This window comes from Mycobacterium asiaticum (assembly GCF_001673635.1).
Taxonomy (GTDB): domain Bacteria; phylum Actinomycetota; class Actinomycetes; order Mycobacteriales; family Mycobacteriaceae; genus Mycobacterium; species Mycobacterium asiaticum_C.
Window position 1 is genome coordinate 131985 of sequence record NZ_LZMH01000069.1, and the last position, 26504, is coordinate 158488.

A 26504-nucleotide genomic window follows, 5' to 3' on the forward strand; every position below is an offset into this window, starting at 1 on the left:
TCACCTCCTGCCCTACAAGCACGAGGCGAGTAAGTGGGTGGTTCAAACGGTCAGAATGCGCGGACCGTCCTCGGTTACCGCAACCGTATGCTCCCAATGCGCGGCGCGCGACCCATCGGCCGTGGTCACCGTCCATTCGTCATCGAGAACGACCGTCTTGCCCGTCCCCAGCGTCAGCATCGGTTCAATGGCCAGCACCGACCCGGCCGCCAGCAGCGGGCCCCGCCCAGGCGAACCCTCATTGGGCAGGAACGGGTCCATGTGCATCTGCCGCCCGATACCGTGCCCGCCGTACCCCTCGACGATCCCGAACGCGCGGTCGTAGCGAACTTCAGCGGCCCGCGTGCCCGTTTCGATGGCGTGGGCGACGTCGGTCAACCGGTTGCCGATGATCATTGCCGCGATTCCGGCTTCCAGCGACTCCCTGGTCGCCGCGGAAAGGGCCGCATCGGCCGGGATGAGATCGCCGATGCCGAATGTGACGGCGGCGTCACCGTGCCAGCCGTCCAGCACCGCGCCGCAGTCGATGGACACCAGGTCACCGGGTACCAGAACCTCGGCGGCCGACGGAATGCCGTGCACCACACGGTCATTCACCGAACTGCAGATCGATGCCGGGTAGCCGTGATAGCCCAGGAACGACGGGGTCGCGCCCGCTTCGCGGATCACCGACTCCGCGATTTCGTCGAGGGCCAGCGTGGACACGCCGGCGACCGCGGCGGTTCGTACGGCTTGCAGGGCGGCGGCGACGACGGAACCCGCCGCGGCCATCGCATCCAGCTCTCCGGCAGTGCGCTGCGGCACGACTCTCCGGCTACGCAGCCGTGCCAGCGCACCCACGGTTACTTGCCCAGAGCTTGCAATGCGCGGGCGAACACCTCATCCAGGGTACCGACGGCGTCGACGGTCTTGAGCTCGTCGCGGTAGTAGTCCAGCAGCGGCGCGGTCTCGTCGCGGTAGACCTTCATCCTGTTGTGAATGACCTCTTCGGTGTCGTCCGCGCGGCCACGGCCCTTGAGCCGCTCCAGCAACTCCTCCTCCGACACCCGGAACTCCACCACCGCATCGATGTCGGTGCCGCGGCGCTGCAACATTTCGTGCAGTGCCTTGGCCTGCTCGACCGAGCGGGGGTAGCCGTCCAGGATGAAGCCGTTGGCGGCGTCCGGGTCGTCGAGGCGGTCGTCGACGAGCTCGTTGGTCAGCTCGGACGGCACCAGGTCACCGGCATCCAGATACCGCTTGGCCTCGAGGCCGAGCTTGGTGCCTTCCTGGATATTGCTGCGGAACAGCTCGCCGGTGGAGATCTGCGGGATTCCCAATTTCTCGGCCAGCTTCTGGGCCTGCGTGCCCTTGCCCGCCCCCGGCGGCCCAAGCAATACCACTCTCACTTGAGGAACCCTTCATAGTTGCGCTGCATGAGCTGACTCTCGATCTGTTTGACCGTATCCAATCCGACGCCGATCATGATCAAAACCGCGGTACCCCCGAAGGGTAGATTCTGGATGCCGCCGCTGTTGCCCATCTGCAAAAAGACATTCGGCAACACCGAAATCACACCAAGGTAGATCGACCCGGGCAGGGTGATTCGGCTCAATACATGGCGCAGGTAATCGGCGGTGGGGCGACCGGGGCGAATACCGGGAATGAAGCCGCCGAACTTCTTCATCTCGTCGGCGCGCTCGTCGGGATTGAAGGTGATCGAAACGTAGAAGTACGTGAAAAAGATGATCAGCCCGAAATAGATCGCGATGTACACCGGATTACTCGGGTCCGAAAGGTAACTGCCGACGAATTTGTCCCACCAGCTGTGGCCGCCACCGCCGCTACCGCTCCGAACAAGCTGGGTGATCAGATTCGGAATGTAGATCAATGACGACGCGAAAATGACCGGGATAACGCCGGCCTGGTTCACCTTGAGCGGTAGATACGTCGACGTGCCGCCATACATCCGCCGCCCGACCATGCGCTTGGCGTACTGCACCGGGATCCGGCGCTGTCCCTGCTCGACGAACACCACACCGACGATGATCACCAGCGCGGCCGCGCACACCGCGGCGAAGATCATCCCCCCGCGGCTCTGCAGGATTTGATTGCCCTCGGCCGGAATGCGGGCGGCGATACCGACGAAGATCAGCAGCGACATGCCGTTGCCGATGCCCCGTTCGGTGATCAGCTCGCCCATCCACATCACCAGGGCGGCACCGGCCGTCATCACCAGCACGATGACGATCTCGGAGAAGATGGTCTGGTTCGACAGGATGTCCAGCGAGCAGCCCTGCAACAGCCCGCCGTTGGCGGCGAGCGCGACGATGCTGGTGGCCTGCAATACCGCCAACGCGATCGCCAGGTAACGCGTGTACTGCGTCATCTTGGCCTGACCGGCCTGACCTTCTTTACGTAGCTCTTCGAAGCGCGGGATCACCACGGTGAGCAGCTGCACGATGATGCTCGCGGTGATGTAGGGCATCACACCCACCGCGAACACCGTGAGCTTGAGCAGCGCGCCGCCCGAGAACAGGTTGATCAGCGAATAGATCTGGCCGGCCTGGCCGCCGCTGGCCTCTTTGATGCACTGCTGCACGTTGGGGAAGTTGACACCGGGCGACGGCAACGAGGCCCCCACGCGGTAGAGCACGACGATGCCCAGTGTGAAAAGGATCTTCCGTCTCAGGTCCACTGTTCGCAGCGATGAGATGAAAGCCGAAAGCACTCTTCCTCCTGCGCAGCCGAACTCTGGTCGCGGCATGCCAACCGGTTCGGCCGGCTGGGTCCATTTTCTGATCAGTCCTGGGTTCACCCCGCGTCACGTGCCCAACACCCAGCAGGCCAGGACGTACGCCGTCGCGCGTCAAACCGTGTACGAGACTAACAGCTGGTACGCACCGGCCCTGCCAGGGTGGGCGTACAGTCTTGATAGCTCGTTATATTTGCTAAATAACAGAACTGGTTTCCGGGAGCACATCGATGACCCAGATAGGCAGCGCGCGGTACGAGGGCGACACGTGGGATTTGGCGTCCAGCGTCGGTTTGACGGCCACCATGGTCGCCGCGGCACGCGCAGTGGCCGCCCGGGACAGCCAGGGTGCGGCGGCGGTCGCCACGGACAACTTCGCCGAGCCGCTGGTCCGCGCGGTCGGCGTCGACTTCTTCTCCCGGCTGGCCACCGGTGAGCTGGACCTGACCGATCTGGACGAGGAAACGGCCACCGGCACCAGGCATTTCGCCAACGCCATGGCCATCCGGACCCGGTTTTTCGACGACTTCTTCGCCGACGCGAGCGCTGCCGGCATCCGGCAGGCCGTGATTCTGGCGGCGGGGCTGGATTCCCGCGCCTACCGGCTGTCCTGGCCGACGGGCACCACGGTGTTCGAGGTGGACCAGCCGCAGGTCATCGAGTTCAAGACCGCCACGCTGTCCCAGCTGGGCGCCGAGCCGACCGCGAACCGACGCACGGTGGCCGTCGACCTGCGCGACGACTGGCCTGCCGCACTGCGCGAAGCCGGATTCGACCCCGCCCAGCGCACCGCCTGGATCGCCGAGGGCCTGCTGGGTTACCTGCCGGCCGAGGCCCAGGACCGGCTGCTCGACCAGGTCACCGCGCTGAGCGTGCCCGACAGCCGGTTCGCCACCGAGGGCCTGCTGGACATCAACGAGCTCAACAAGGACGAGTTGCGCACCCGCATGCAGCGGCAGAACGACCGGTGGCGCAGCCACGGCCTGGATTTCGACATGGCCGCGCTGGTGTATTTCGACGATCGCACGGACGCCGGAACCTATCTGGCCGCGCACGGCTGGCAGACCGCCAGCGAGCGCAACGCGGAGCTGTTCGCCCGACACGGGCTGGTGCCGGCCGAGGGCGACGATGCCCCGTTCGGCGAAGTGGTTTATCTGAGTGCAGAGCGGTTGTGAAGGAGCACAAGCCATGACCTCGTTTGAGTCACAACGATCCTCCGGGGACACCTGGGATTTGGCGTCCAGCGTGGGCGCCACCGCGACGATGGTGGCCGCCGCCCGCGCGGTTGCCTCCGAACAGGACAACCCGATCATCAACGATGCGTTCGCGGCGCCCCTGGTGCGGGCCGTCGGTCTGGACTTCTTCACCCGCCTGGTCAACGGCCAGGTGCCCGAGGTCACCAGCGACGAAACCCGCGCACGGGAGCTGCGCCTGATGGCCGATTCGATGGCGATACGCACCCGCTTCTTCGACGACTTCTTCCTCGACGCCGCCCGGGCCGGCGTCGGCCAGGCTGTGATCCTGGCGGCCGGGCTGGATGCGCGCAGCTACCGGCTGTCCTGGCCGCGCGGCACCGTGGTCTACGAAGTCGACCAGCCGAAAGTGATCGAATTCAAGAACTCCGCCATGTCGGCGCTGGGCGCCTCCCCGTCGGCGCACCGCAAGGCGGTCAGCATCGACCTGCGCGACGACTGGCCGGCGGCGTTGCGGCGCACCGGATTCGACCCGTCGCGGGCCACGGCGTGGAGCGCCGAGGGGCTGCTGATGTACTTGCCCCCCGACGCCCAGGACCGCCTCTTCGACAACATCACCGAACTCAGCGGGCCCGGCAGCAGACTGGCGACCGAGTTCCACCCCGACTCGGACGTTCCGATGTCACAGCGCGCCCAGGAGTTCAGCGATCGCTGGGCCAACCTGGGCTGCGACATCGACTTCTCGGGACTGTTCTACGACGGCGAACGCAGCAACGTGATCGACTACCTCGGCGGCAAGGGCTGGCAGGTCAGCACCCGGCCGCGGCGGGAGTTGTACGCCGCCTACGGGTGCGACTTCCCGGACGGCGACGAGCTGGGCCAGCTGCGCAACATCGTCACCATCACCGCTATCCGGGATTAGCGGCCGGGGCACGGACCACCATCGGCACCGCCGGGAAGGCCCACGCCATCTCCGAGCGGGACTTGCGCAGTGCCGCGGTGCCGTAGCCCTTCTTGCGGTGGTCGGGGTGGATCCAGATCCGGACGTTCACCTCGCCGTTCAACAGTTCGCCGAACACCATGCCGACCTTCTCCCCGGAGTCGACGGCCACGAACCAGGCGGCTTCCTCGTCGTGCAAACGCTTGAGCGCCTTGGCGATTTCGTCGTCGATGTCGCCCGCCGGCGCGCCCGACCCGTCGCCGGCCGCCTTGATCTCTTCGGTGCGGGCGATGAAGATGTCGCGGTCCTCGACCGCGGAGAAGGAACGCAGTTCGAGCGTCTCCCCCGAGCTCGCCGGACGCTCGTTGAGGTTGAAGCTGAGGTGCTTGTTGAGGTCGTCGAGCTCGGCGAGGATCTTGGCGCGGGCGTCCTGAGTGAGTTGGTCGAACGACATACTCATGACGGCTTCGGCCGCCAGATGAGAGGTGCCGAGCAGCTTGACGATCGCCTCGACCGCGGCGGGCTTGTCCTTGGCCTCCACTATCGCGTCGGCGACCTCATGCCGACGCTCCAACGCGGCAAGCAAGGCGTCTGCGATCTCTCGACGGGCGGCGTTCTGGTCGTGGTCAGTCATTGCATAAGCGTAGAACCACACGCCGGGAAGCGCGCCACCCAAATCGTCGGCTTGTCGCTGGCTTGTCGCTATGCCAACCTCGATCCGCTGAGTTCGAGGAATCGGCGATAGCGGTCCTTGACGGGACCCACCCACTCCGGACGGGGCTCGACCACCCGCTGCACCGACACCCACCGTGCCGCGTCGGCGATGGTGGATTCCAGCCCGAGCGCCATCCGGCCCAGGTAAGCCGCCCCCAGCGCCGCTCCTTCTGCCACCGCGGACAGCTCTACCGGCCGGGCGGTGACGTCGGCGATGGCCTGCATCCACGGCTGTAACCGGGTGCCGCCGCCGGAAGCGATGATGCGACGCACCGGCGCACCGCTCAGTTCCAAAATTTGCCGGACGACGAAGGCGGACGCTTCGTAGGCGGCCCGCCGCAGTGCAGCGGCATCATGAGTGAGGTCCGCTCCGTCTAGCACCGCACGGCGGTCGGGATCGTGGAACGGGGTCCGCTCGCCGCGGACGTAAGGCAACCACACCGGCACGCGCCGCGGGTCGGCTGTGGCCGGATCAGCCTGCGCGACAACACGATCCGCCCAGCCCAGGAACATACCGCCAGCGTTGCTGGCCCCGCCGATCTGGCTCTTGCCTACGGCGGTGTGGGGAATCGTCCATAATCCCGGCACCTGCCGCGGCGCGGCGATCGTCGTCCAGACGATCAGCGTGGTGCCACACAACACCAGCACGTCACCGTCCTGATCCGCACCCGCCACGATTTGCTCGCACAGAGCGTCGATGGCGCCCGTTGCCAGCACCGCACCCGAGCCCGGCACCCGCCCGATCGGTGTACCGAAGGTTTCGACCCGCGGCATCTGCTCGACCGTGGCACCGCAATCCGCGCAGGCCGCGGCGTTCCACCCGGTGCCGTCGAACAACGGCAGGGAGGTGATGGCGGTGGCGAAGTCGATGACCGGTTCCCCAGCCAACGCGTGGTTGGCGACGGCGGGCGCCGGCCAGTACCCGGCCGCACCGGGCGCCGCTGCGGCCGTCCAGCGCAGGAACTCGACCGCCTCGCCGACCGCGGGAAGCGGTTGGGCGGCGGCCTCGGGAACCCGGCCCCGCACATCGCCGTAGAGCAGTCCTGGCGTCAACGGATGCCCGCTTGAGTCGACAGCGGTCAGCGAAGGCACCATGGACGAGACCGCGATCGCCTTAACCTTCGTGTTCGCAGGCAGATTCAGCCCTTCGAGCGCGGCCACCGGGCCCCGTCGCCAGGCTTCGTCGGCGTCGTGCTCGAGACGGTCGGGGGCCGGCACCCGAAGCTGGTGCGGAATCCGTGCCCGCGCATGCACGCGACCGTTCTCGTCGGCCGCGACCGCCTTGGCCGCGGTGGTGCCGACGTCGATGCCGATTGTGACGTCTGCGCGTGACACGGGCGCAACGGTACGCCAGCATTGGCATTCGTGACGTCTCGACCACGCGCCCTGGTGACCGCCCCGCTGCGGGGACCAGGCTTTGCCAAGCTTCGGCAATTGGCCGATGTGATCTATGACCCTTGGATTGAGCACACGCCGCTGCGCATCTACACGGCCGAACAACTGGCCGAGCGGGTCGCCGCCGAAGGCACCGATATCGTTGTGGTAGAGAGTGATTCGGTCAAAGGACCGGTCTTCGAGCTGGGCCTGCGGGCCATCGCGTCAACCCGCGGCGACCCGAACAACGTCGACATCCCGGGGGCCACGGCGGCCGGCATCCCGGTGCTGAACACACCCGCGCGCAACGCCGACGCGGTCGCCGAGATGACGGTGGCGCTCCTGCTGGCCGCCACCCGCGGCCTGCTGACCGCGGACGCGGACGTGCGCGCAGGCAACATCTTTCGGGACGGCACCATTCCGTATCAGCGCTTCCGGAGTTGGGAGATCGCCGGCCTCACTGCCGGCCTGGTGGGTCTCGGTGCGGTGGGCCGGGCCACCGCGTGGCGATTGTCCGGATTGGGCCTGCGGGTCATCGCCCACGACCCTTACAACGACAGGGCCTCGCACGGTCTCGCCGAGTTGCTCGGCGAGGCCGATGTCGTCTCGCTGCATGCGCCTGTCACCGACGACACCGTGGGGATGATCGGCGCCGAGCAGTTTGCCGCCATGCGCGATGGCGTCGTCTTCCTCAACACCGCGCGGGCTCAGCTGCACGACACCGACGCCCTCGTCGAGGCGTTGCGCAGCGGCAAGGTGGCCGCGGCCGGGCTGGACCACTTCGCCGGCGAGTGGCTGCCCACCGACCACCCCCTGACCCAGATGGCCAACGTGGTCCTGACGCCGCACATCGGCGGCGCCACGTGGAACACTGAAGCCCGGCAGGCACAGATGGTTGCCGACGACTTGGCGGCACTGCTGTCTGATGAGACGCCCGCCCATATCGTCAACCCGGAGGTGCTGGGCTCGTGAAGTTTGTGGACAACGCCGAACACTCAGTACTGGCGGCGGCCAAGGACATGCTGCGCCGCGGCCTCGTGGAGGGTACCGCCGGCAACATCTCGGCGAGGCGCTCCGACGGCAACTTGGTGATCACGCCGTCATCGGTCGACTACGCCGACATGGCGCTCGACGACCTCGTCCTGGTCGACCCGGAAGGCGCTGTGCTGCAAGCCAAGGACGGCCGCATGCCGTCGACGGAGATGCAGTTGCACCTGGCGTGCTATCACGCCTTCGACGACATCGCCAGCGTCATCCACAGCCACCCCGTCTGGGCCACCATGTTCGCGGTCGCGCATCAGCCGATCCCGGCGTGCATCGACGAGTTCGCGGTGTACTGCGGCGGTGACGTGCGGTGTGCCGAGTACGCCGCCTCCGGCACACCCGATGTCGGCACGAACGCGGTCAAGGCGCTGGAGGGTCGCGGCGCGGCCCTGATCGCCAACCACGGGCTGGTGGCGGTCGGTCCGCGACCGGACAAAGCCCTGCACATCACCGCGCTGGTCGAGCGAACCGCGCAGATCGCCTGGGGTGCAAGGGCACTCGGCGGCCCGGTGCCGGTGCCTGAGGAGGTCAACCGCAATTTCGCCGGGGTGTACAGCTACCTGCGCGCCAACTGATCCGCGCCGGCTCGCCGGGTGTGCAGGGCCCTGGCGAGTGTGAATCCCGCGACGCTTGGTCGGGGCTGAATTCACACTCGATGCTCGGCACGAATGAAATCCGCGGCCCGTTCACCGATGACGACGCACGGTGCCATGGTGTTGGCAACGGTGATGCGAGGAAGGATGGACGCGTCGGCAACGCGCAGGCCTTCGACTCCGTAGACCTTGAGGTGTCCGTCGACCACGGACATGGAATCGCGGCCCATCTTCGCCGTACCGCATTCGTGCCAATAGGTGGTGACTGCGTTGCGCAGAAAAGTCTCCAACTCGGCCCCCGTGAGGTCGCCCGGCATGACCTCGCGCGCCACGAAAGGACGAAGCTCCCGGGAGTTGCCGATCTCGCGCAGCATTTCGACGCAGGTGATCGCTGATTTGAGGTCCTCGGGCTCCGACAGGGCATTGGCTTCGATCCTGATGGGATCGGTCGGATCACCGCCGGTCAGCCGAAGCCGACCCCGGCTCTTGGGGTGAGTCGGTGAACCGAACAGAGTCCAACCGCTGTGCGGTAGGGCGAATTTCGCGGCGTTCTCCACGGTGGCCTTGGGAAAGGCCCCAGAACATGCGAACAGGTCCGGTCCCCCGAGATCGGCGGCTCCGGAATCCCAGAACAATGCCGATCCCACCTGAACGCTGCCCGGTATGGTTTCGGGTAATTCCCACACGCAGTCGAAACCGAAGTGGTCCTGCAGATTGCGCCCGACCCCGGGCAGGTTCTCGCGAACGTCGACGCCGACGCGACGCAATTCGCCCGCGTCGCCGATACCGGATTGCATCAGGACCTTTGGGGTGTGAATGGCACCGAGCGACAGTACGACCTCGGCCGCCGCGGCCACCCGGTGAACCTCGCCGGCGTGGACCACCTCGACACCAGTGGTCCGGTTGCCGTCGAAGATCACACGGGTGACCAGTGCGTGCGGTACCACGGTCAGGTTCGATTGTTCTTGGTGCGGAGCGGTGTACGTGCGAAAGACCGATAGACGCCTTTCGTCACGCCAGCGCAGGTCGGTGATGGCCGCGCCGCGAGTCTCTTCCATCAGGCGGCCGTTGGCGCTTTGGTAAGTCGGAATCCCCAGCGCCCTGGCCGCTTCCAACGTTGCCGCGGCGAGGGGATGCGCATTGGGCGCCGGTTGGACGAACACCGGCCCGCCCCGGCCTCGATGACCGGGCTCACCGCTACCCTGCCAATCCTCGATCCGGCGGTACAGCTCGAGGGTTGACTCGTAATCCCAGGCCGGTTCACCGGCCTCGGCAGCGTAGTGATCCCAATCATCGCGGTGTCCCCGCGCCCAGATCATCAGGTTGATGCTGGACCCGCCGCCGAGCACTTTGCCCATCGAGAAGGGGATCGCCCGTCCGTGCAACCGCGGGTCCGGATCGGACATGAAGCCCCAATCGCGTTCGCTGCCCAGGTTGGCCGGCCATTGCGTTGCATCGGTCACGCTGGGGACGTCGTCGTTGCCACCGGCCTCCAACAGCAAGACCTTGATGTCGGGATTCTCGGCCAACCGACCGGCGACCACCGATCCCGACGAGCCAGCGCCGCACACGATGACGTCGTATCGCGGCTCAAAAACGGTATTCACGATCTTCTCCTGACTGATTCGAATGAAGTTGGCTGGGTCGCGCTCAAACCTCAACCGGCACCTTTGGTGCCGTCGAACAGCCAGATGTCTGGGCCGTCCGCCGTCGCAAACTGCGGTGGCACTTCGCGACGAGCAGCGCGGCCGAATTCGCCGACCGTCGTGCAGCTGCGGATCTGCCACCCGTGCGATGCGAGCCAATCTCCGGGCTTCTGGGCCACCGGATCGCTGGGAAATTCCCACGTCAGCAGGTCCCAGACCGCCCGGTCTTTTTCGTCCAACAGTTCGTAGTTGACGTCCTCGAAGTCCCATTGGGTAGTGAAATACTCACTGATGAAATGACTTCCGGCGGCTGACAAAGCTGAGACACGGTCGAGCAGCCGATCGGCCTCCGCCTGGGTGAAATACATCAGCAGCCCCTCTGCGATCCACAGCGTTTGTTGATCCGGTCGAAATCCGGCGGCTATCAGTGGGCCCCCGATCTCCTGCCGAAGATCGGCCGATAGCGGCACCCGAGAGCAGCTGGGAATAAGACTGTGCTGCAGCAGGACCCGCTCTTTGAAACCAAGCACCGATGCCTGATCTATCTCGAATACGGTGGCGTCCCCGGGCAGCCCCAACCGAAATGCACGACCGTCGAATCCTGCGCCCAAGAGGACAATCTGTCGGCACCCCGCGTCGATCGCCTTCAGCACACGGTTGTCGTAAAAGACCGTGCGGTGTGCGAAATAGAAGCTGAACAAGTTCCACAGACTCGACGAACCGTCGTTTGTTGCCGGTCCCAGGCGCGGCAATTGCTCGTCGGTTGCAGACCCGATCCCGTTCGCGGTCGTAACGACCGCCGCGGCAAGCGGATCGTCGAACATTCGGTCTTTCCGCAGCGACTCATGCGCACGGCTGTACGCGGTCATCAGACCCGTCCACCCCACTCCCTCCAGAACTTCGTTCACATTCATCGGTCTCCTTTTGTGTGGTCGATCCCGGACAGATAGTGAGCATCAAGTTGAAACCAGATGCACCTCAACGCGTTTCGGTGCCGTTGCTCGCCGCGGTGCCCATTGGTGTCGGCACCCGGTGTTGCGCACTGCCATGACGAACTAGCGGCCCGGTACGCCCTTGACGTCATGAGTGCCGCGATCATCAAAAGCGATGGTCGACCCGAGAATTTGATCGCCCGGGCGGGACCGTCGAAGGACCGTGTCTCGGGAATCTCGTTCCCGGCATAGCGATGCCGTCTGTCCAGAGCGCTCTCTGCGCCGACCGATACCCGCGTTTCACGTCGCGGGGTCGAGCGCCTTGCGGCAGCGGCGTTTCCGATTGGGCGTCGAAACGGGACGAGCTCAGAGCCCATGTTGACCAAGCCAGGACTCGATCGTCTCGGCCGCCGTACTCCATCCCGGCTCCAGCATGATGTCGTGCCCCGCGTGCGGGATGAACACCGGGTACGTCCGATAGGCCTCGGCGGTACGGCCGATGTCCCGGGCCGAATAGATTTGGTCGTTTGGCCCGCCCATGACAAGCATCGGTGTGTTGATCTTTCTCGTGTCCACCAGATCGCCGGTCACCATGTCGAAGAACATGGCCCGCATGCTGTCCGGCTGAAGCCGCGCGACGGTGACCTGGACGAGATGGTCGGGAGCGCGGCGGCCGAAGAACATCTCCCGGGTACCCGCAGGGGATCCGCACAGGTCGGCGGGGTTTGCCGTTATCGCGAATTTCGTTGAACGCCAGGGATGCCGGCGGAGCGAGCGGATCAGGGAGCCGAGTTGGCCACGTGGCGGCGCCGAGGAGATCAGCACCGCGGCCGGCGCATCGTGACTTTCCAGGTACTTCTGCACGACGAACCCGCCCATGGAATGCCCCACCAGCACCGGCGGCCGCGGCAGCCGCTGCGCAACCGTGGCCACATCGCGGACGAATTCCGAAATAGAGCACATCCGGACGGATTTCTCGACCGGACTGGCACCGTGACCTCGCAGGCTGGGGGCCAGGACCCGAAACCCCCGGCCGGCGAAGAAATCAAGGAAGTACTCGTCCCAGCACCAGGCCCCGTGCCATGCGCCATGCACGAATAGCAAGGGGTACGGGTGCATTTCGCTGGTTTCACCTTTGTCGATCACTTCCAGCACGGCGGCCTCGCCTTCCTGCCGATGCCTGCGAATGGGCTGATGGGCGTCCGCAACTCACGGTGACGCCGGCGCGGGCGCGAGCCGGCCACGCAACACGTAATGGTCGGGGTCGAACCGCCGCGTCAGCCGCCGGTAGCTGAGGGTGCCGCCGGGCCATAGGTTGGTGTTGCGGCCGTTGGCGTTCAAGTACCAACTCCGGCAGCCGCCACTCGACCACACCGTTCCGGCGCTGAGCCGATCCACTTCGGCGGTGTACGACTCCTGCGCCTGGACGGTCGGTTCGAGGGCGGCAACGGAATGTGCGCGCGCATAACCGATCGTCGAGGCAATGTAGTTGGCCTGGGACTCGTACATGTACAGCACCGATGTGTGTCCGAGGCCGGTGTTGGGTCCGGCGATCAGATAGCAGTTGGGAAAGCCCGCGACCGTGGTGCCCAGATAGGCGGTGGGATTGTCGGCCCACCTCTCCGCCATGCTCGTCCCGTCGACGCCGTGGATGCGGTCGGTCAACGGCAACCGATCCGTCTTGAATCCCGTCCCGAGAATTATTGTGTTGAAACGATGTTCGGTGCCGGTGCCGTCGATAATGCCGTCCGGGGTGATCGCCTGAATACCTTCGGTGATCACGGTGACGTTGGGCTTGGCGAGTGCGGACAGGTAGTCGTCGGAGATCAGCACGCGTTTGCAGCCCAGCCGATAGCTGGGAAGCAGCTTCGCCCGCAGTTCGGGGTCCTTGACTTGTGCGTAAAGATGCTTGCGTGCGAGGAACTCGGCCGGTTTCTGAAATGCGGGATGACGGAATCCCAGAAGAAGTCGCTCGCGCTTGAGGTAGAAGCGCAACCGTTGTAGCCGTTGCAGAGGGGGCACAGCCCTAAGCAGTTGCTGCTTGCGGACACTGATCTCGCGGTCGTGCCGCGGTAAGACCCACGCGGGCGTCCGTTGAAATACCGTCATATGACCGACAGTTGGCTGTAAGGCCGGGATGAATTGTGCGGCCGACGCACCGGTTCCGATGACCGCGACGCGTTCTCCGGTGAGGTCGATCCCGTGGTCCCACCGGGCCGAATGGAACGACGCTCCACCAAACCGTTCGATGCCTGGAATTTCCGGAATGTTGGGTTCCGCCAACGCCCCCGTGGCGATCACGACGTGGTTGGCGGTCCGCTCTCCCTGCGCTGTCTGGATTCGCCAAAGCTGTTGGACGCGATCCCAATCCAGCCTGTCGACGGCGCAGTGGAGCAACAGGTGGGGCTGTAACCCGAACCGCTGGACCACATCATGCAGGTAATTCCAGATCTCCGGTTGTTTCGCGAACAGGTTGCGCCACTGTGGATTCAGCGCGGATGAATACGAGTACAGCTGACACTGGACGTCGACGGCAGCGCCCGGATAGGTGTTGTCCCGCCACACGCCGCCGATGTCCGCGGCGCGGTCCAGCACCACAAAGTTGTTCAATCCGGCTTGCTGCAGCCGGATAGCCACGGCGAGTCCGCCGAATCCGGCGCCGACAATGACGATGTGGTTGTGAGAAAAGGCATTTGAGTTCACGACGCCTCCAAATGGGCTCGCAGGAGCGATTGCTCGGAATGTGAGGCAGAACCCGATGCGGTACACCGCCGGCCACTGACCTATCCTGATAAACAGTGCTTACATTAATCCGCGATGTATGCAGTGTCTACATCTGGGAGTGTGACCTAGCTCATGCCGAGTTCCACATACCACCACGGCGACCTGCGCGCCGCATGTGTGCGCGCGGCGATCGAACTCCTCGAGGAGGACGGCAACACCGCCGGCCTGTCGCTGCGCGCGGTGGCACGCCGCGCCGGCGTGTCGCCCGGCGCGCCATACCGCCACTATGAGGACCGCGACGCATTGGTCTCCGCGGTCGCCGCCGTCGGCTATCGAGAACTGGCGGACTGCATGGCCGCCCCCAACCCCTCGCCAAGTACCGCAGAGGATCTCGCGGAACTGGGTCTCGCCTACGTCGAGTTCGCCCTGCGCCGCCCAGCCTTGTTCCGATTGATGTTCGGTGAGCCCTGCGAGCGCGACAACAGCGAACGGGTCGCCGCCACGGCCGCGATCTGGCAGCTCGTCAGTGGCGCCGCCCGAGCGTGCTTCCCAAGCGCTGACGTCGAAGCCACGAGCAACGCCCTGTGGAGCCTCGTGCACGGTCTGGCCTTCCTGCACCTGGACGGCAAGTTCGACACCGCGTCCCCCGACGCGGTGTCCGAACGGGTGCGGGCCGCCATCCGCGGCATTGCCACCGCTTCCTGCGCTCAATCCGCCCAGTGATTGCGACGGCGGCACCACTGGCGCCTGAGGGACGTGACACCTACACAAGGACGCTGCCACCGTCGACCTTGACCACGGCCCCGGTGGAATAGGCCTGCTCGATGCAGTACAGATAGGCCCGCGCCACCTCGTCGGGCTCCCCGATCCGGTGCAGCGGAATCCCCTGTGCCGCTTGGGTGAACATCCCCTCTCGGGCGGCAGCATCCATGGTGTCCCACAGCGGCGAGCGCACCACGCCCGGCGCGACGGCGTTCACCCGTATCGGCGCGAGCTCGACGGCCAGGGCGGCGGTCAGTGCGTTCATCGCGCCACACAGGCTCACCGGAAGCGGCCCGAATTCGGGTTGCTCACTGGCCGATCCGCTGGTCAGCGTGATCGACCCGCCGGAGGGCAGGCGCGGGCCGAAGACCCGCACTGCGCTGCACACGCCGACGAAACGGGTCTGATAGAAGCCAAGAATCACCTCCGGCGTCAGCCCCGCCAGCGGGACCATCTCCAGCGGCTCGCCCGCGGTGTAGACCAGATGCTCGACGGGCCCCACCTCGTCGGCGAGCCGCTCGATGGACGATAGGTCGGCGAGATCGACTGCGGCGCCGCGTGCGCCGGCGGGCAGTGCGGCCAGCGCGCGCTCGACGCTCGAGGCGCGGCGCGAGGCGACGACGGGCGTCGCGCCCTGCTCGGCGACCGCCGCGGCCACCGCAAGACCGATGCCCGACGTCCCGCCGATGATCAGGACGCGTTGGTTGCGCAAGCTCATGCATCCAGAGTCGGGCCGGACGCCTCGTTTCGTCCAAGACTCTTTTCGTCCCGGAGCGATACCCTTTAGGTATGACCTCCACCGACCTGGACATGCGCAAGCTGCGCTACTTCGTGGCGGTAGCGGAGGAACTCAATTTCGGCCGCGCGGCGGCACGCCTGCACATCGCCCAGCCGGTGCTGTCACGCCAGATCCGCTCGCTCGAGCGCGAGTTGGGCGTCAAGTTACTCAACCGGGACACCCGTGGCACCACACTGACCGCCGCCGGGTCGCGGCTCCTCGAAGACGGCCGGTTTCTGCTCACGGAGGTTCAGGCACTGCGGCAACGGTTGTCGCGGAGCGAAGCCCCCGCCATCGTCGTCACCGTCGGTGTGTTGCCCGGCCTGCTGGCGACCGCGGCGGCGCGCGCCTTCGAGGCGGTCGATCCGGCGCGGCGGGTGGTGATCGTGCCCGTGAATTGGAGCGAGCAGGCCGAGGTGATCCGCCGCGGCGATGCGCAGGTGGTGTACGCCCGTTCTCCATTCGACCTTTCCGGGCTGGCGACCGCGCCGCTACTGGAGGAACCCCGTGACGTGGTGCTGCCCGCCGATGACCCGCTGGCCGCGCGGCGATCGGTATCGCTGGCGGACCTGGCGTCGCGGCGCCTGCTGCAAGATCCGGCATCGGTGCCCGAGTGGTACGCGGTCGCCGGCCCGGCGCTGCGCCGCCAGGCCGTGCAGTCGTCGGTCAGCGGAGTCGAGCAGAAGCTCGAAATGGTTGCCGCGCGAGCAGGTTTCGCGGTGTTACCGCGCTCGACGGTGAACTCCTACCGACGGCCCGACCTGCGGGTGCTGCCGGCCGACGACCTGGCGCCCAGCCAGGTGGTGCTGGCGTGGGACGGCACGGTGGCGGATGCGGCTCGCGACGAGTTCATCGCGGCCGCGCTGGCGTGTGCCGGGCAGACGATCGATCCGGCCGCGCACGCATAACATAGGTGCCGATGAAACTCGGTCGTGCCACCCTGACGCGGGTTTTGGAGTTGCGCTTCGACCTGCCTACCCGCGTCTTCCCGGGGACACCTGCGGCGGGCTGGCACGACAACTCCGATTTGCTGGTGCCCGAATTCTTCGATCCCGGCACCGAGAAGTGCCACATCGCGATTCAAAGCTGGGTGGTCCAAGTGGACGGGCTCACCGTGGTGGTGGACACCGGCGTCGGCAATGACCGCACCCGTCCGCAGATGCCACCGCTGAACCGGCTGAACACCGCATTCCTGACCACCCTGCAACAGGCGGGCATCGACCGAAACGCCGTCGACGTGGTGGTCAACACCCATGTCCACTCCGACCATGTTGGGTGGAATACATTGCTGGACAACGGAGTTTGGGTCCCGACATTTCCCAACGCCCGGTACCTGGTGCCCGCGCTCGACTACCGCCATTTCGAACCGGACGGGCGGGCGGCCCGCCAGCCGCCGCGCACGGCGGAGGAGGAGGCCGGCCAGCAAGCTGACCGCCTGGTGTTCGAGGACAGCGTCCTGCCCATCGATGAGGCGGGACAGCTCGTCCAGTGGTCGGATGACTACCAAATCAGCCCGTCACTGCGACTGCGACCGGCGCCGGGCCACACGCCGGGTTCCTCGGTGCTGTGGCTGGACGCGGGTGAGCCGGCTGTCTTCGTCGGCGACCTCACCCACAGCCCGCTGCAGGTGCGCCGGCCCTTCGACGCCTGCGCCTTCGACGTCGACGCGGCCGCGGCCGCGGAAACCCGGCACCGCATTTTCACCCAATCCGTCCACGCCGGAGCCGCCGTCGTCCCCGCTCACTATCCCGGCCGCGGCGGCGCGACCCTGCGCGCGCAAGACGGCCGGTTCGACATCGACCGCTGGCTGGACCTCGAAACGCTCTAACTCAGGCCGATCGGCAGCGACTCGTACACGGTCATGTTGTTGCACAGATTGGGCAGCTGCAGTTGGGGCTCGCCGAGTTCGATCCTGTTGGTGTGCAACAGGATTTCGTCGAGTGCCGCCCGCACCTCGGCGCGGGCCAGCATCGCGCCCAAGCAGTGATGGGCACCCCCGCCTCCGAAGGACTGGTGTGGGTTCGGATCCCGGCGGATGTCGAACCGGTAAGGATCGGCGAAGACGTCCTCGTCCCGGTTCGCCGAGCGCAGCATGGTGACCACCCGCGCACCCTCCGGGATAAGCGCGTCCCCAAGTCGCACGTCCTTGGTCGCCCCGCGCACCCAGAAGATGATCGGCGTGGAATAGCGGATCACCTCTTCGACCGCGGTGGGACGCGATTGTGGATCGGACCGATAGGCGGCGATCTGGTCGGGGTTGGCCACGAATGCGCGGATGCCGTCACACAGCGCATTGCGAGTCGTGTCGGCGCCGGCCAAGCCGAGGATGAAGAAGAAGATCTCCAACTCGTTGGCCGGCAGCAGGAAGCTATCCCCGGATTCCGAGGTGATCTCGGTCGTACACAGGGCGCTCCAGATGTCGTCGACCGGATGTGCCCGCTTCTGCGCCGTCAACTCGCTGGCGTATTGGAACAGCTCCATGAACGGCATCAGGTCCTCGCCCTCTGGAACCGACATCTGCGCCCCTGCGCTCTTCAACACCCGATCGATCAGGCCGAAAACCCGCGGCCGGTCCGCCTCGGGGATACCCACGATGTCGCCGATCACCGAGATCGGCAGCCCCGCGGCGAGATCGACGAACTCGCCGCCACCGTTGTTCAGCAACTCGCCGGCCATCGCGGCGGCCCTGGCGCGAATCCCGTCCTCCAACTTGGCTACCGCGCGGGGCGTGAAGGCACGAGTGATGACTCGGCGACGGATGGTGTGATCCGGCGGGTCCAGGCTGACGATTGCCGGGTAAGCGTCGAAGAGCGGCACATCCTGGATGAGCGGACCCCTTGTGGCGGTGAACGATTCATAGTCGCGATGCACCCGGGCCACGTCGGCGTGCTTGGTGCACACCCAGAACTCGCGGCCCACCGCCGACTTGACGTCATCGGTGAGTTGTTGATGGAACACTGGCGCACGGGCCCGCAACTGCGCGAACAGGCCCTCCGGGAAGGACGACGCCCAAACGTCCGGATGAGCCAGATCGATTGCGGTTTCCGTCATTTGATTTCCTTACGCAGTCCGTTCAGAATCACCCGCAACCCGTAGCTGAATGTCCGGTCGCCGAGGGCGCCCAGGTGTGCAAGCTGCACCGAACCCAGCAGGTGCACGTAGAGCGTGGCATGAGCCGCCTCGAAATCTCTTTTGGGCAAGCCGGATTGGTGCAATATGGCGCGGGAGGCGCGATCCATCTCGGTGGCCGCGGCGGTGTGTGGGTGTTCCTGGAGCAGGCCCGCGATGCCCGGGACCTCGATGAGCACCTTGAAGGCGTTGGTGTAGAGCGCAACCAGTTTGGACTCCCAGCCACCCTTTTGAGGCACTTCGATCTGCGCCAGCACCGATTCGATCAGCAAATCGAGCAGTTCACGTTTGTCGCGCACGTGGTAGTACACCGACGACGGTCGCGTGCCTGCCTCTGCCGCCAGGGCGCGGATCGTCACCTGTTTCACACCCACGCGCTTGGCCATCTGCCACAGGTGCTTGGTCAGGTGCGCGCGGTCCAGGGCGCCGTACCGCAGCACCGGCGTCTGCATCCCCGCACCCCCGTTTCGAACAGCGTTCTGATTAGAACAGTGTTCGACAAGGCTGTCAACGATTGCGGCGAGCGGGTGCGGCGCAAGGGCGTCATCGGGCCGACCGATCGACCGATCAGCGGCTCTGCCGCGCACGCCACTGGCGGGGCGTGCCACCGTGGGTACGGCTGAACAAACGGCTGAAATACCCGGGATCGGCGATGCCGACCCGCCTGGCCACCTCACCGACGGGAAGTTCGGTCTCGGTCAACAGTTCGCGCGCTTCGGCCATCCGGCGTTCAATAATCCACTCCTGCACTGTTCGTCCGGTGCGACGGCGCACCACTGTGGTCAAGTGCCCGGGTGTCATGCCTACCTCACCCGCGACGTCGCGCAGCGACAGCGGCTCACCGAGCCGTCTGTCGATCACCTCGAACACCTCGGCCAGCAGCGGCTCCCCGCTACGCCGTAGATCGGCCACCACGTCACTGGCCAAACGCGCCAGTTCGATCAGTAAGAGGGTCAAATGCGCCAGCGCGGCCTGCCGGTAGCCCTGCAGACGCTGCGTCAATTCCGTTTCGATCGATCGGATCGTGTCATCCCACGCCGCTCGCCGGGCCACCGGCACCTCCAGCGCGAGCACGCCACCCGACTGCCCGTGCAGGAAAGGGAACAACAGGGGGTGGGTTTGCCAGGCCGGCCACGGCGACCGCGCATCCTCGCCGAGGGCGGCCGGGTCGAAGAACACAGCGACCCCGTCTTCCGCGGGAACCACCCGGCCCGGATCGAGCACCTTGCCTGGCGCCGCCACGTACACCATTCCCGTCCGGGCGACGTACCAGAGCGCAGGAAAGTCGTGGATGTGCGGCCGCGGTTCGACGAGCTCGTCGTGCCGGGCGATCGACACCGGGGGTGTGTCCGGGCCGGTCCGGTACCGGTAAACGGGTACGCCGCCGCGGTGCTGGACGAGTCGGGCCGGCTGAGTCATATGGCCAAAGATAGTCCCAATTTCGGCAACGATCACCCAATTACTCAGCCGAGCAATGGCTCAGCATGGAGCGTATGACCAAACATCATCCGCATGACTACCTGCCGGCCACCGGTCATGACGCGTTCCTGCCGGCCTACGACCTGATCGCGCGCCTGATGGGGTTCAAGGGCGTCTACCAGCGACTCGTTACGCAGGCCGATATCTCCGATGGTCACCGCGTATTGGAAATCGGTTGCGGTACGGGCAATCTAGCACTAGAAGTCAAGCGCGCCCACCCCTCGGCGGACGTCACCGGCTCCGATCCGGACCCACGGATACTGGAAGTGGCGAAACGAAAAGCGGCCGGGATGAGCCGGATTCGCTTCGAACAGGGCTATGCCCAACGGCTCCCCTATTCCGACGGCGAGTTCGACCGGGTGCTGTCGTCGATGATGCTGCACCATCTGGACAGCGAGGCGAAGACCGCAGCGGCCGCGGAGATTTACCGGGTGTTGCGTCCCGGCGGCAGGCTGCACCTGGTGGACATCGGCGGCGACGCGCACAGCGGGGGCCTGATGTCGCGACTCATCCGGCGCAACCATCACGCGGCGGGCAACTTCGGCGACGCGATCCCGCGGTTGCTGCGCGACGCGGGCTTCGACTGCACCGAAGTCGCCTCCCACCGGCAACGGATCGTCGGGCAGCTGACCTACTACCAGGCGACACGTCCGACGTAGTCACGCTCGCCGGGCAAGCACGCTCAGCGCTGGTCGATCGCCACCTTCACCGCACCGCTTTCACCCTGATCGGCTACTGCCAGAAACGCCTCCCGCCACTGCTCCAGCCGGAACGCGTGCGTGAGCATGGGCCGCAGATCGATGCGGCCGGCCGTCACCAGATCGAGGTAGTGCTCGATGGCATGCTTGCGCTGACCGTCGACTTCCTCGACGCCGAAGGCGTTGGAGCCGACCCAGCTGATCTCCTTGAAGTACAGCGGGCTCCACTCCCAGCGGCCGGGCGCGTGCACCCCGGCCTTGACCAGCGTCCCCCGCGCGCGCAGCACCCGCACCCCGACCTCGAATGTCTCCGGCTTGCCCACCGTGTCATAGACGACGTCGACGGCACCGGGATAGGCCATTGGCAAGCCCAGTAACGGTTGGCGTAATCGTCCGCCGCCCCAGGCGACGAGTTCCTCGACGAGAACCGACCGTGGTTCGTGCGCAAGGACTTTGGCCGCACCGAACCGTCGGGCCAGCTCGGCTTGAGCATCGAACCGCGCCACGACCGCCACCGCCACGTCCGGGTACAGGGCGCCCAAGATGGCGACCGCGCACAGGCCGAGCGAACCTGCGCCGTACACCAGGGCCCGGCCCGAACGGGGCGGTGGGTGGCGGGTGATCGCATGCAGGGAAACCGAGAACGGGTCGGCGAACACCGCGGCCTCGTCCGGCATCGAATCCGCAACGGGAAACAACATGCTGTCATGGGCCGGCATCAACTCGGCGTATCCGCCGGTGACATCGGCCGACACCCCGGTGTGAATGCCGGGCTTGATGTCACCGTCGGTGAAGCTCCAGCACAGGCTGTAGTCGCCGCTTTCGCAGGCGGGGCACGGCGGCGCGATGCCACGGGGCCCGCACGACAGCCACGGGTTCAGCACCACCCGCTGCCCCGCCTCGAGGCCCCTGGCCCGCGGCCCCAGCTCGACCACCTCGGCGACCACTTCATGCCCCATCACCTGCGGGAAGGAGCAGAACGCGGCCAGGGCGTTGTCGGCATCGTCGGCGCCGAAGTCCAGCAGAATCTGCTTGGAGTCCGACCCGCAGATGCCGGTCAACAGCGGCCGGGTAATCACCCAGTCCTCATGCAGCAGAACGGGATCCGGCACATCTCGCAACGCCGTGGGGGTACGGGCCAGGTTCTGTACCAGCGGACCCGCGTGCTCGGGGACCCCGACGTCCTCGGCCTGCACCCCGTAGACCAGCGCTCTCATTGCGATGCCATGCCGGCGATGAACGCATCGAGGTCCGCGTTCTTCGCGTCGACCACGGCCTTCAGATCCGGCAGGTAGTGCTCGAAGCGCTCGCTGTCCAGTGCCGCGATGATGCCCGCCGCGACTTCCCCGGGTGCCACCTTCGGGCCGTGGTAGCGGGGCTCGTCGTTGTCGGGACGATCCCAGATCTCGGTGTCTACCGGACCAAGCTGGATCAGCTTCACCGAGACTCCGGTGCCCGCCAGATCCATCGCCATGGCCTCGCTCCACCCGGATAGTGCGAACTTGCTTGCACAATAGGCTGTTTCGTTGACGATACCCAGTCGTCCCGCGACGCTGGCCACGTTGACGACGACGCCCGAGCGGCGGGCCAGCATGCGCGGCAGTAGTGCCAGCGTCAGCCGCATCGGCGCGAAGAAGTTCACCCGCATCACGCCCTCGACCTCGTCGGGTTTGAGCGCAGTCACGGCCCGGCGTTTGGGCACCGCCGCGTTGTTCACCAGCACGTCGATGCCGCCCAGCGCGTGCCACGCCTGCAAGGCCAGCCGACTCGCCGCCACCCCGTCCGCGAGATCGGCGACCCACATCACCGACTCGGGCGAGTCCGCGCGGCAGTCGGCGAGGACGTCGGCCAGGCGATCCTCCCGGCGGGCGATCAGGCCCACCACCGCCCCCTGCGCGGCCACCGCTCTCGCCAGCGCCGCGCCGACACCCGATGAGGCCCCCGTGATGAGCACTCGTTTGCCTGCCAGAGTCATGGGTTACAGGTTGCCGCTAAGCCGGCCGACCCGCAGCCACTTTGCCGGTCAAAGTTTGTTACGTTGGCTAAAGATCAACGGCTATCTGGCGAATGAGGCACTGCATGACGTCCTCCGGTTCCGCACGATACGAGGGAGACAGCTGGGATCTGGCGTCCAGCGTCGGAGTGACCGCCACCATGGTCGCGGCCGCGCGCGCAATGGCGACCCGCGCGGAAAATCCGCTCATCGACGACCCGTTCGCCGAGCCGCTGGTGCGGGCCGTCGGCATCGATGTGCTCACCCGGCTGGCGACCGGCGAACTCAGTGCCGCCGACCTCGACGACGACCCCGAGCGCCCCTTCAACGCGGTAGCCACCGCCGCCGACAACATGGCCGTCCGCACCAAATTCTTCGACGAGTTCTTTTTGGACGCGGCCCGCGCCGGCATCACCCAGGCCGTGATCCTGGCCGCGGGACTGGACTCGCGTGCGTACCGGCTGCCCTGGCCGGGACGGACCGTCGTCTACGAAGTCGACCAACCGCAAGTCATCGAGTTCAAGTCACGCACGATGGCCAATTTGGGCGCTTACCCGCGCGCCGACCGCCGCACGGTCGCGGTAGACCTGCGCGATGACTGGCCCGCCGCCTTGCGCGCAGCGGGCTTCGACCCCGCCCTACCAACCGCCTGGAGCGCCGAAGGATTGCTCGGTTATTTGCCGCCGGATGCCCAGGACCGCTTGCTCGAGACCGTCACCGGGCTCAGCGCGTTGGGCAGCAGGATCGCCAGCGAAAGCATGAACAGGGTCGACGACGGGGACGAGGACCGGTTACGGGAGCGCATGCGGGCCGTCTCGGAGCGTTGGCGCGCGCACGGGCTCGATCTGGATATGACCACGCTCGTATACTTCGGTGACCGCAACGAGGCCGCGGCCTACCTGACCGACCGCGGTTGGCTGATGACCAGCATCCCGCTACCGGAATTGCGTGCGACCAACGGACTTTCACCAGAGGTCGAGGAAGACGTACCCGCGGTGGAGATGTTGTACATCAGTGGCACCTTGTACACCACACATTGAGCAGACGGGACGGGTATGGCACGCGCTCACGACGACAACTGGGACCTCGCATCGAGCGTCGGTGCCACCGCGACCATGGTGGCCGCGGGGCGCGCGCTGGCGACCAAGTCCCCTGACGGCTTGATCCACGATCCGTTCGCTGACCCGCTGGTTCGCGCGGTAGGGGTGGACTTCTTCACCAAGATGATCGACGGTGAGCTCGAACTCGAGTCCTTCGAGAATTTCTCGCCCGACCGCATGCAGGCGATGATCAACGGAATGGGCGTGCGCACCAAGTACTTTGATGAATACTTCGCGAACGCCACCAGCAACGGGGTGCGACAAGCCGTCATCCTGGCGTCCGGGCTGGACGCGCGCGCCTACCGGTTGCCTTGGCCGGACGGCATGGTGGTCTACGAGATTGACCAGCCGCAGGTGATCGAGTTCAAGACGTCGACCCTGGCCGGTATCGGCGCTGAACCCACCGCCACGCGGCGCCCGGTCGCGATCGACCTGCGGGGCGACTGGCCGGCGGCGTTGCAGGCGGCCGGTCTGGACGCGACGAAACCTGTTGCGTGGCTTGCCGAGGGTCTCCTGATCTACTTACCGCCGGACGCCCAGGACCGGCTCTTCGACAACATCACCGCACTCAGTGTGCCCGGCAGCACCGTAGCGACCGAATTCGTGCCCGGCATCATCGATTTCAACGCCGACCGGGTACGCGAGATGTCCGGTTCGTTGCGCAATCACGGTCTCGACGTCGACATGGCGTCGCTGGTCTACTCCGGCGAGCGCAACCATGTGCTCGATTATCTGCGGGGTAAGGGGTGGGAAGTCGACGGCGTCACCCGCACCGACCTGTTCCGCCAAAACGGATTACCCGTTCGGGCCACCGAAGACGACGACCCACTCGGTGAGATCATCTTCATCAGCGGCGCGTTGCGCTGACCGCGCGCCGCGCTGGGAATCAGAAGCGCGACGGGCCCAGCCACAGCACATTGGCGCCGCTCAACGTCTGCCCCGCTTGTTCGATGACGCCCAGCACGGACCGGACGAGCAGTGCCCCCACCGCGTCGGGCAGCGACGCCGCGGCAGGCTGTGACGACGTCCGCCGCACCATGTCCAGCAGCGACGAGCCGGGATAGCTAAGCACCCGGACCTCGTCGTCCGGGTCCAGCCCGGCCAGCACCTTGGCGCGGCGCACCGCGGTCCGCAAACCACCGAGTTCGTCGACCAGACCGCGCTCAAGCGCGTCGGCACCCGTCCAAACCCGGCCTCGGGCAACGACTTCCACGTCGTCGGTGGTGAGATTTCGGCCGTCGGCGACCCGCTGAACGAAGTCGTTGTAGAACAGGTCCGCCTCGGCCTCGCGGATGGCCTGCTGTTCCGGAGTGAACGGCGCGTCGATGGACCAGGCGTCGGCGTTGGCGTTGGTCCGCACTGTGTCGGAGCTGACACCGAGGCGGTCCTTCAGGTCACGAACCACCAGCTTGCCGGTGATGACGCCGATGGAACCGGTGATGGTGCCCGGATTGGCCACAATCGCGTCCGCGCCCATCGAGACGTAGTAACCCCCGGACGCCGCGACCGAACCCATCGACGCCACCACCGGCTTGCCGCGTTCGCGGGCCCGCAGCACCTCCCGCCAGATGGTTTCCGACGCCGTTACCGAGCCCCCGGGGCTGTCCACCCGTAGCACGATCGCCGACACCGACTCCTGGGCCGCCGCTTCACGCAGCGCCGCCGCGATAGTGTCGCCGCCGGCGCTGGACGGTCCGATCGGCAAACCCTGCGGTCCGCCCCGGCCGTTGACGATCGCGCCTTCGAGGGTGACGACGGCGATCGTCGGCTTGGCCCGGCGTCCCGGCATCGACGGCACCGGCGGCGCCAACCGCGACCGGGCGGCACCGGCGTAGCGCGCCAGATACATGCGCAGTGGTTTGTCGTCGGCGTCTTCATACTCCGCGGGACTGACGCCGACTAATTCCGCTATCCGGGCATACGCCTCGTCGCGGAATCCGATCCGGTCCACCAGACCGGATTCGATCGCGTCGTCACGCAGCAACGGGGCGCGGTCGGCCAACTCGTCGAGCAGGCCGACATTGATCTTGCGGGATTCCGAAACCGCCTGCCACACCTGAGATTGCAGGCTTTCCAGCATCCGGGTGACCGCCTCGCGATGCGCCTCGGTGAAGCCGTCCTCGGTGAAAAGGTTTGCCGCCGACTTGTATTCGCCCTTTGCGATGAATTGGGCTTCGACGCCCGCCTTCTCCAGCGCATCGCGCAGGAACATTGCGTGGCTGGCGAACCCGATCAGCCCGACGTCGCCGGAGGGCTGCATCCACACCTCTCGGAATGCTGAAGCCAGGTAGTAGGACAGTGTGCCGGGATAGGTTTCGGCCCAGGCCAGCGATGGCTTGACCGCGCTGAACGCCGCGATGGCATCGCGCAACTCCTGCACCGCCGCTATCGGCGAGGGCGGCAGCTGTACCCGGGCGATGAGGCCGGCGACCCGAGGGTCCTCGGCGGCGCGGTGGATGGCCGCGACCGCATCGCGCAGCGCCAGCTGGCGTCCGCCACCGGTGATGAGCGTCAGCGGGTCGAAGCCGGTCGTCTCCGGCGGGGCGCTGCGCAGGTTCAGCTCCAGCACACAGCCGTTGGGTACGCCGTGGTGTCGAGCGGTGTCGACCCGGCCGACGAGGGCGCGCACGTCGTCGAAGCCGGGCAGCGTAGGCAGAAAGGCGAACATGTT

General features: G+C 66.3%; 26 protein-coding genes. 10 read left to right on the forward strand and 16 right to left on the reverse strand.

Translation table 11 applies throughout. The annotated features are described in order from the left end of the window. Positions 1–42 precede the first annotated feature (42 nt). The 3 genes from map to secY are packed head-to-tail and all read right to left on the reverse strand — an operon-like array spanning position 43 to position 2710. A complete protein-coding gene (gene map, locus A5645_RS19320) occupies positions 43–840 on the reverse strand; it encodes a type I methionyl aminopeptidase (RefSeq protein WP_065035091.1) in 798 nt (265 codons plus the stop codon). Between the two features lie 2 nt (positions 841–842). Further along, on the reverse strand, positions 843–1388 hold the full coding sequence (locus tag A5645_RS19325; RefSeq protein ID WP_065035092.1) for an adenylate kinase: 546 nt from the start codon (positions 1386–1388) through the stop codon (positions 843–845). Beyond that, complete coding sequence (gene secY / locus A5645_RS19330) at positions 1385–2710, reverse strand: preprotein translocase subunit SecY (protein WP_036352793.1); 1326 nt, start codon at positions 2708–2710, stop codon at positions 1385–1387. The genes A5645_RS19325 and secY overlap by 4 nt, the downstream gene beginning before the upstream one ends. 254 nt (positions 2711–2964) lie before the next feature. On the opposite strand from secY, the gene A5645_RS19335 reads away from it, so the two are divergent. Together A5645_RS19335 and A5645_RS19340 are read left to right on the forward strand one after the other, a co-directional pair. Then, positions 2965–3909 carry an SAM-dependent methyltransferase gene (locus A5645_RS19335; RefSeq protein WP_065130707.1) on the forward strand — a complete coding sequence of 315 codons (945 nt, stop codon included), beginning with the start codon at positions 2965–2967 and terminating at the stop codon, positions 3907–3909. 13 nt (positions 3910–3922) lie between these two features. Further along, positions 3923–4849 carry a class I SAM-dependent methyltransferase gene (locus A5645_RS19340; protein WP_065130708.1) on the forward strand — a complete coding sequence of 309 codons (927 nt, stop codon included), beginning with the start codon at positions 3923–3925 and terminating at the stop codon, positions 4847–4849. On the opposite strand, the gene A5645_RS19345 is transcribed toward A5645_RS19340, so the two are convergent. Further along, entirely contained in the window at positions 4836–5501 is a 666-nt protein-coding gene (locus A5645_RS19345) for a GNAT family N-acetyltransferase (RefSeq protein ID WP_065035142.1), read from the reverse strand. The genes A5645_RS19340 and A5645_RS19345 overlap by 14 nt on opposite strands. 68 nt (positions 5502–5569) lie before the next feature. After that, complete coding sequence (locus tag A5645_RS19350; RefSeq protein ID WP_065130709.1) at positions 5570–6916, reverse strand: xylulokinase; 1347 nt, start codon at positions 6914–6916, stop codon at positions 5570–5572. Positions 6917–6946: 30 nt separating this feature from the next. Here A5645_RS19350 and A5645_RS19355 point away from each other — a divergent pair, with 30 nt between their 5' ends. After that, positions 6947–7927 carry an NAD(P)-dependent oxidoreductase gene (locus A5645_RS19355; protein WP_065035096.1) on the forward strand — a complete coding sequence of 327 codons (981 nt, stop codon included), beginning with the start codon at positions 6947–6949 and terminating at the stop codon, positions 7925–7927. Next, complete coding sequence (locus A5645_RS19360; RefSeq protein ID WP_065035097.1) at positions 7924–8574, forward strand: L-fuculose-phosphate aldolase; 651 nt, start codon at positions 7924–7926, stop codon at positions 8572–8574. Before A5645_RS19355 ends, A5645_RS19360 begins: the two co-directional genes overlap by 4 nt. 71 nt (positions 8575–8645) lie before the next feature. Here A5645_RS19360 and A5645_RS19365 read toward each other — a convergent pair whose 3' ends face one another. From A5645_RS19365 to A5645_RS19380, 4 genes are all read right to left on the reverse strand, one after another. After that, positions 8646–10199, reverse strand: coding sequence for a GMC family oxidoreductase (locus tag A5645_RS19365; protein WP_081288465.1), 1554 nt, complete (start codon positions 10197–10199; stop codon positions 8646–8648). Between the two features lie 50 nt (positions 10200–10249). Then, the gene (locus tag A5645_RS19370; RefSeq protein WP_155768084.1) at positions 10250–11152 is read right to left on the reverse strand and encodes an SAM-dependent methyltransferase; all 903 of its coding nucleotides are present in this window, start codon (positions 11150–11152) and stop codon (positions 10250–10252) included. 384 nt (positions 11153–11536) lie between these two features. Then, positions 11537–12325: an alpha/beta hydrolase gene (locus tag A5645_RS19375; RefSeq protein WP_253867069.1), complete on the reverse strand. Its 789-nt coding sequence runs from the start codon at positions 12323–12325 to the stop codon at positions 11537–11539. A 54-nt stretch (positions 12326–12379) separates the two neighbouring features. Beyond that, the gene (locus A5645_RS19380) at positions 12380–13873 is read right to left on the reverse strand and encodes a flavin-containing monooxygenase (RefSeq protein ID WP_065130710.1); all 1494 of its coding nucleotides are present in this window, start codon (positions 13871–13873) and stop codon (positions 12380–12382) included. A gap of 153 nt (positions 13874–14026) precedes the next feature. Here A5645_RS19380 and A5645_RS19385 point away from each other — a divergent pair, with 153 nt between their 5' ends. Beyond that, positions 14027–14617 (forward strand): TetR/AcrR family transcriptional regulator, encoded by a 591-nt coding sequence (locus A5645_RS19385; protein ID WP_065130711.1) that lies wholly within the window; start codon positions 14027–14029, stop codon positions 14615–14617. A 40-nt stretch (positions 14618–14657) separates the two neighbouring features. On the opposite strand, the gene A5645_RS19390 is transcribed toward A5645_RS19385, so the two are convergent. Next, positions 14658–15374 (reverse strand): SDR family oxidoreductase, encoded by a 717-nt coding sequence (locus tag A5645_RS19390; protein ID WP_065130712.1) that lies wholly within the window; start codon positions 15372–15374, stop codon positions 14658–14660. 71 nt (positions 15375–15445) lie between these two features. Here A5645_RS19390 and A5645_RS19395 point away from each other — a divergent pair, with 71 nt between their 5' ends. Together A5645_RS19395 and A5645_RS19400 are read left to right on the forward strand one after the other, a co-directional pair. Then, the gene (locus tag A5645_RS19395; RefSeq protein WP_065130713.1) at positions 15446–16342 is read left to right on the forward strand and encodes a LysR family transcriptional regulator; all 897 of its coding nucleotides are present in this window, start codon (positions 15446–15448) and stop codon (positions 16340–16342) included. 11 nt (positions 16343–16353) lie between these two features. Next, a complete protein-coding gene (locus A5645_RS19400) occupies positions 16354–17262 on the forward strand; it encodes an MBL fold metallo-hydrolase (RefSeq protein ID WP_065130714.1) in 909 nt (302 codons plus the stop codon). Here A5645_RS19400 and A5645_RS19405 read toward each other — a convergent pair. The 3 genes from A5645_RS19405 to A5645_RS19415 form a co-directional block, all read right to left on the reverse strand. Then, the gene (locus tag A5645_RS19405; RefSeq protein ID WP_065130715.1) at positions 17259–18485 is read right to left on the reverse strand and encodes a cytochrome P450; all 1227 of its coding nucleotides are present in this window, start codon (positions 18483–18485) and stop codon (positions 17259–17261) included. The two genes, A5645_RS19400 and A5645_RS19405, sit on opposite strands and share 4 nt — an antisense overlap. After that, positions 18482–19015, reverse strand: a complete 534-nt coding sequence (locus A5645_RS19410) for a TetR/AcrR family transcriptional regulator (RefSeq protein WP_065130716.1) — start codon at positions 19013–19015, stop codon at positions 18482–18484. The genes A5645_RS19405 and A5645_RS19410 overlap by 4 nt, the downstream gene beginning before the upstream one ends. Positions 19016–19130: 115 nt before the next feature. After that, on the reverse strand, positions 19131–19982 hold the full coding sequence (locus tag A5645_RS19415) for a helix-turn-helix transcriptional regulator (protein ID WP_065130717.1): 852 nt from the start codon (positions 19980–19982) through the stop codon (positions 19131–19133). A gap of 74 nt (positions 19983–20056) precedes the next feature. On the opposite strand from A5645_RS19415, the gene A5645_RS19420 reads away from it, so the two are divergent. Next, entirely contained in the window at positions 20057–20701 is a 645-nt protein-coding gene (locus A5645_RS19420; RefSeq protein WP_436405513.1) for a class I SAM-dependent methyltransferase, read from the forward strand. Positions 20702–20724: 23 nt separating this feature from the next. Here the strand turns inward: A5645_RS19420 and A5645_RS19425 are convergent, their stop codons facing one another. Continuing rightward, positions 20725–21957 carry a zinc-dependent alcohol dehydrogenase gene (locus A5645_RS19425; protein ID WP_065130719.1) on the reverse strand — a complete coding sequence of 411 codons (1233 nt, stop codon included), beginning with the start codon at positions 21955–21957 and terminating at the stop codon, positions 20725–20727. Next, on the reverse strand, positions 21954–22709 hold the full coding sequence (locus A5645_RS19430; RefSeq protein WP_065130906.1) for an SDR family NAD(P)-dependent oxidoreductase: 756 nt from the start codon (positions 22707–22709) through the stop codon (positions 21954–21956). Before A5645_RS19430 ends, A5645_RS19425 begins: the two co-directional genes overlap by 4 nt. Positions 22710–22819: 110 nt before the next feature. Between A5645_RS19430 and A5645_RS19435 the strand changes: the two genes are divergently transcribed. Together A5645_RS19435 and A5645_RS19440 are read left to right on the forward strand one after the other, a co-directional pair. Next, a complete protein-coding gene (locus tag A5645_RS19435; RefSeq protein WP_065130720.1) occupies positions 22820–23773 on the forward strand; it encodes a class I SAM-dependent methyltransferase in 954 nt (317 codons plus the stop codon). A 15-nt stretch (positions 23774–23788) separates the two neighbouring features. Next, a complete protein-coding gene (locus A5645_RS19440) occupies positions 23789–24700 on the forward strand; it encodes a class I SAM-dependent methyltransferase (RefSeq protein WP_065130721.1) in 912 nt (303 codons plus the stop codon). A 19-nt stretch (positions 24701–24719) separates the two neighbouring features. On the opposite strand, the gene sppA is transcribed toward A5645_RS19440, so the two are convergent. Continuing rightward, a complete protein-coding gene (gene sppA / locus A5645_RS19445; RefSeq protein WP_065130722.1) occupies positions 24720–26501 on the reverse strand; it encodes a signal peptide peptidase SppA in 1782 nt (593 codons plus the stop codon). Positions 26502–26504: the final 3 nt, after the last annotated feature.

Bases quoted from the DNA above. Each gene is read 5' to 3' on its own strand.
- A5645_RS19335 (WP_065130707.1), top strand. From the start codon at position 2,965: ATGACCCAGATAGGCAGCGCGCGGTACGAGGGCGACACGTGGGATTTG.
- A5645_RS19340 (WP_065130708.1), top strand. From the start codon at position 3,923: ATGACCTCGTTTGAGTCACAACGATCCTCCGGGGACACCTGGGATTTG.
- A5645_RS19345 (WP_065035142.1), bottom strand. From the start codon at position 5,501: ATGACTGACCACGACCAGAACGCCGCCCGTCGAGAGATCGCAGACGCC.
- A5645_RS19370 (WP_155768084.1), bottom strand. From the start codon at position 11,152: ATGAATGTGAACGAAGTTCTGGAGGGAGTGGGGTGGACGGGTCTGATG.
- A5645_RS19385 (WP_065130711.1), top strand. From the start codon at position 14,027: ATGCCGAGTTCCACATACCACCACGGCGACCTGCGCGCCGCATGTGTG.
- A5645_RS19390 (WP_065130712.1), bottom strand. From the start codon at position 15,374: ATGAGCTTGCGCAACCAACGCGTCCTGATCATCGGCGGGACGTCGGGC.
- A5645_RS19395 (WP_065130713.1), top strand. From the start codon at position 15,446: ATGACCTCCACCGACCTGGACATGCGCAAGCTGCGCTACTTCGTGGCG.
- A5645_RS19400 (WP_065130714.1), top strand. From the start codon at position 16,354: ATGAAACTCGGTCGTGCCACCCTGACGCGGGTTTTGGAGTTGCGCTTC.
- A5645_RS19405 (WP_065130715.1), bottom strand. From the start codon at position 18,485: ATGACGGAAACCGCAATCGATCTGGCTCATCCGGACGTTTGGGCGTCG.
- A5645_RS19410 (WP_065130716.1), bottom strand. From the start codon at position 19,015: ATGCAGACGCCGGTGCTGCGGTACGGCGCCCTGGACCGCGCGCACCTG.
- A5645_RS19415 (WP_065130717.1), bottom strand. From the start codon at position 19,982: ATGACTCAGCCGGCCCGACTCGTCCAGCACCGCGGCGGCGTACCCGTT.
- A5645_RS19420 (WP_436405513.1), top strand. From the start codon at position 20,057: ATGACCAAACATCATCCGCATGACTACCTGCCGGCCACCGGTCATGAC.
- A5645_RS19425 (WP_065130719.1), bottom strand. From the start codon at position 21,957: ATGAGAGCGCTGGTCTACGGGGTGCAGGCCGAGGACGTCGGGGTCCCC.
- A5645_RS19435 (WP_065130720.1), top strand. From the start codon at position 22,820: ATGACGTCCTCCGGTTCCGCACGATACGAGGGAGACAGCTGGGATCTG.
- A5645_RS19440 (WP_065130721.1), top strand. From the start codon at position 23,789: ATGGCACGCGCTCACGACGACAACTGGGACCTCGCATCGAGCGTCGGT.
- sppA (WP_065130722.1), bottom strand. From the start codon at position 26,501: ATGTTCGCCTTTCTGCCTACGCTGCCCGGCTTCGACGACGTGCGCGCC.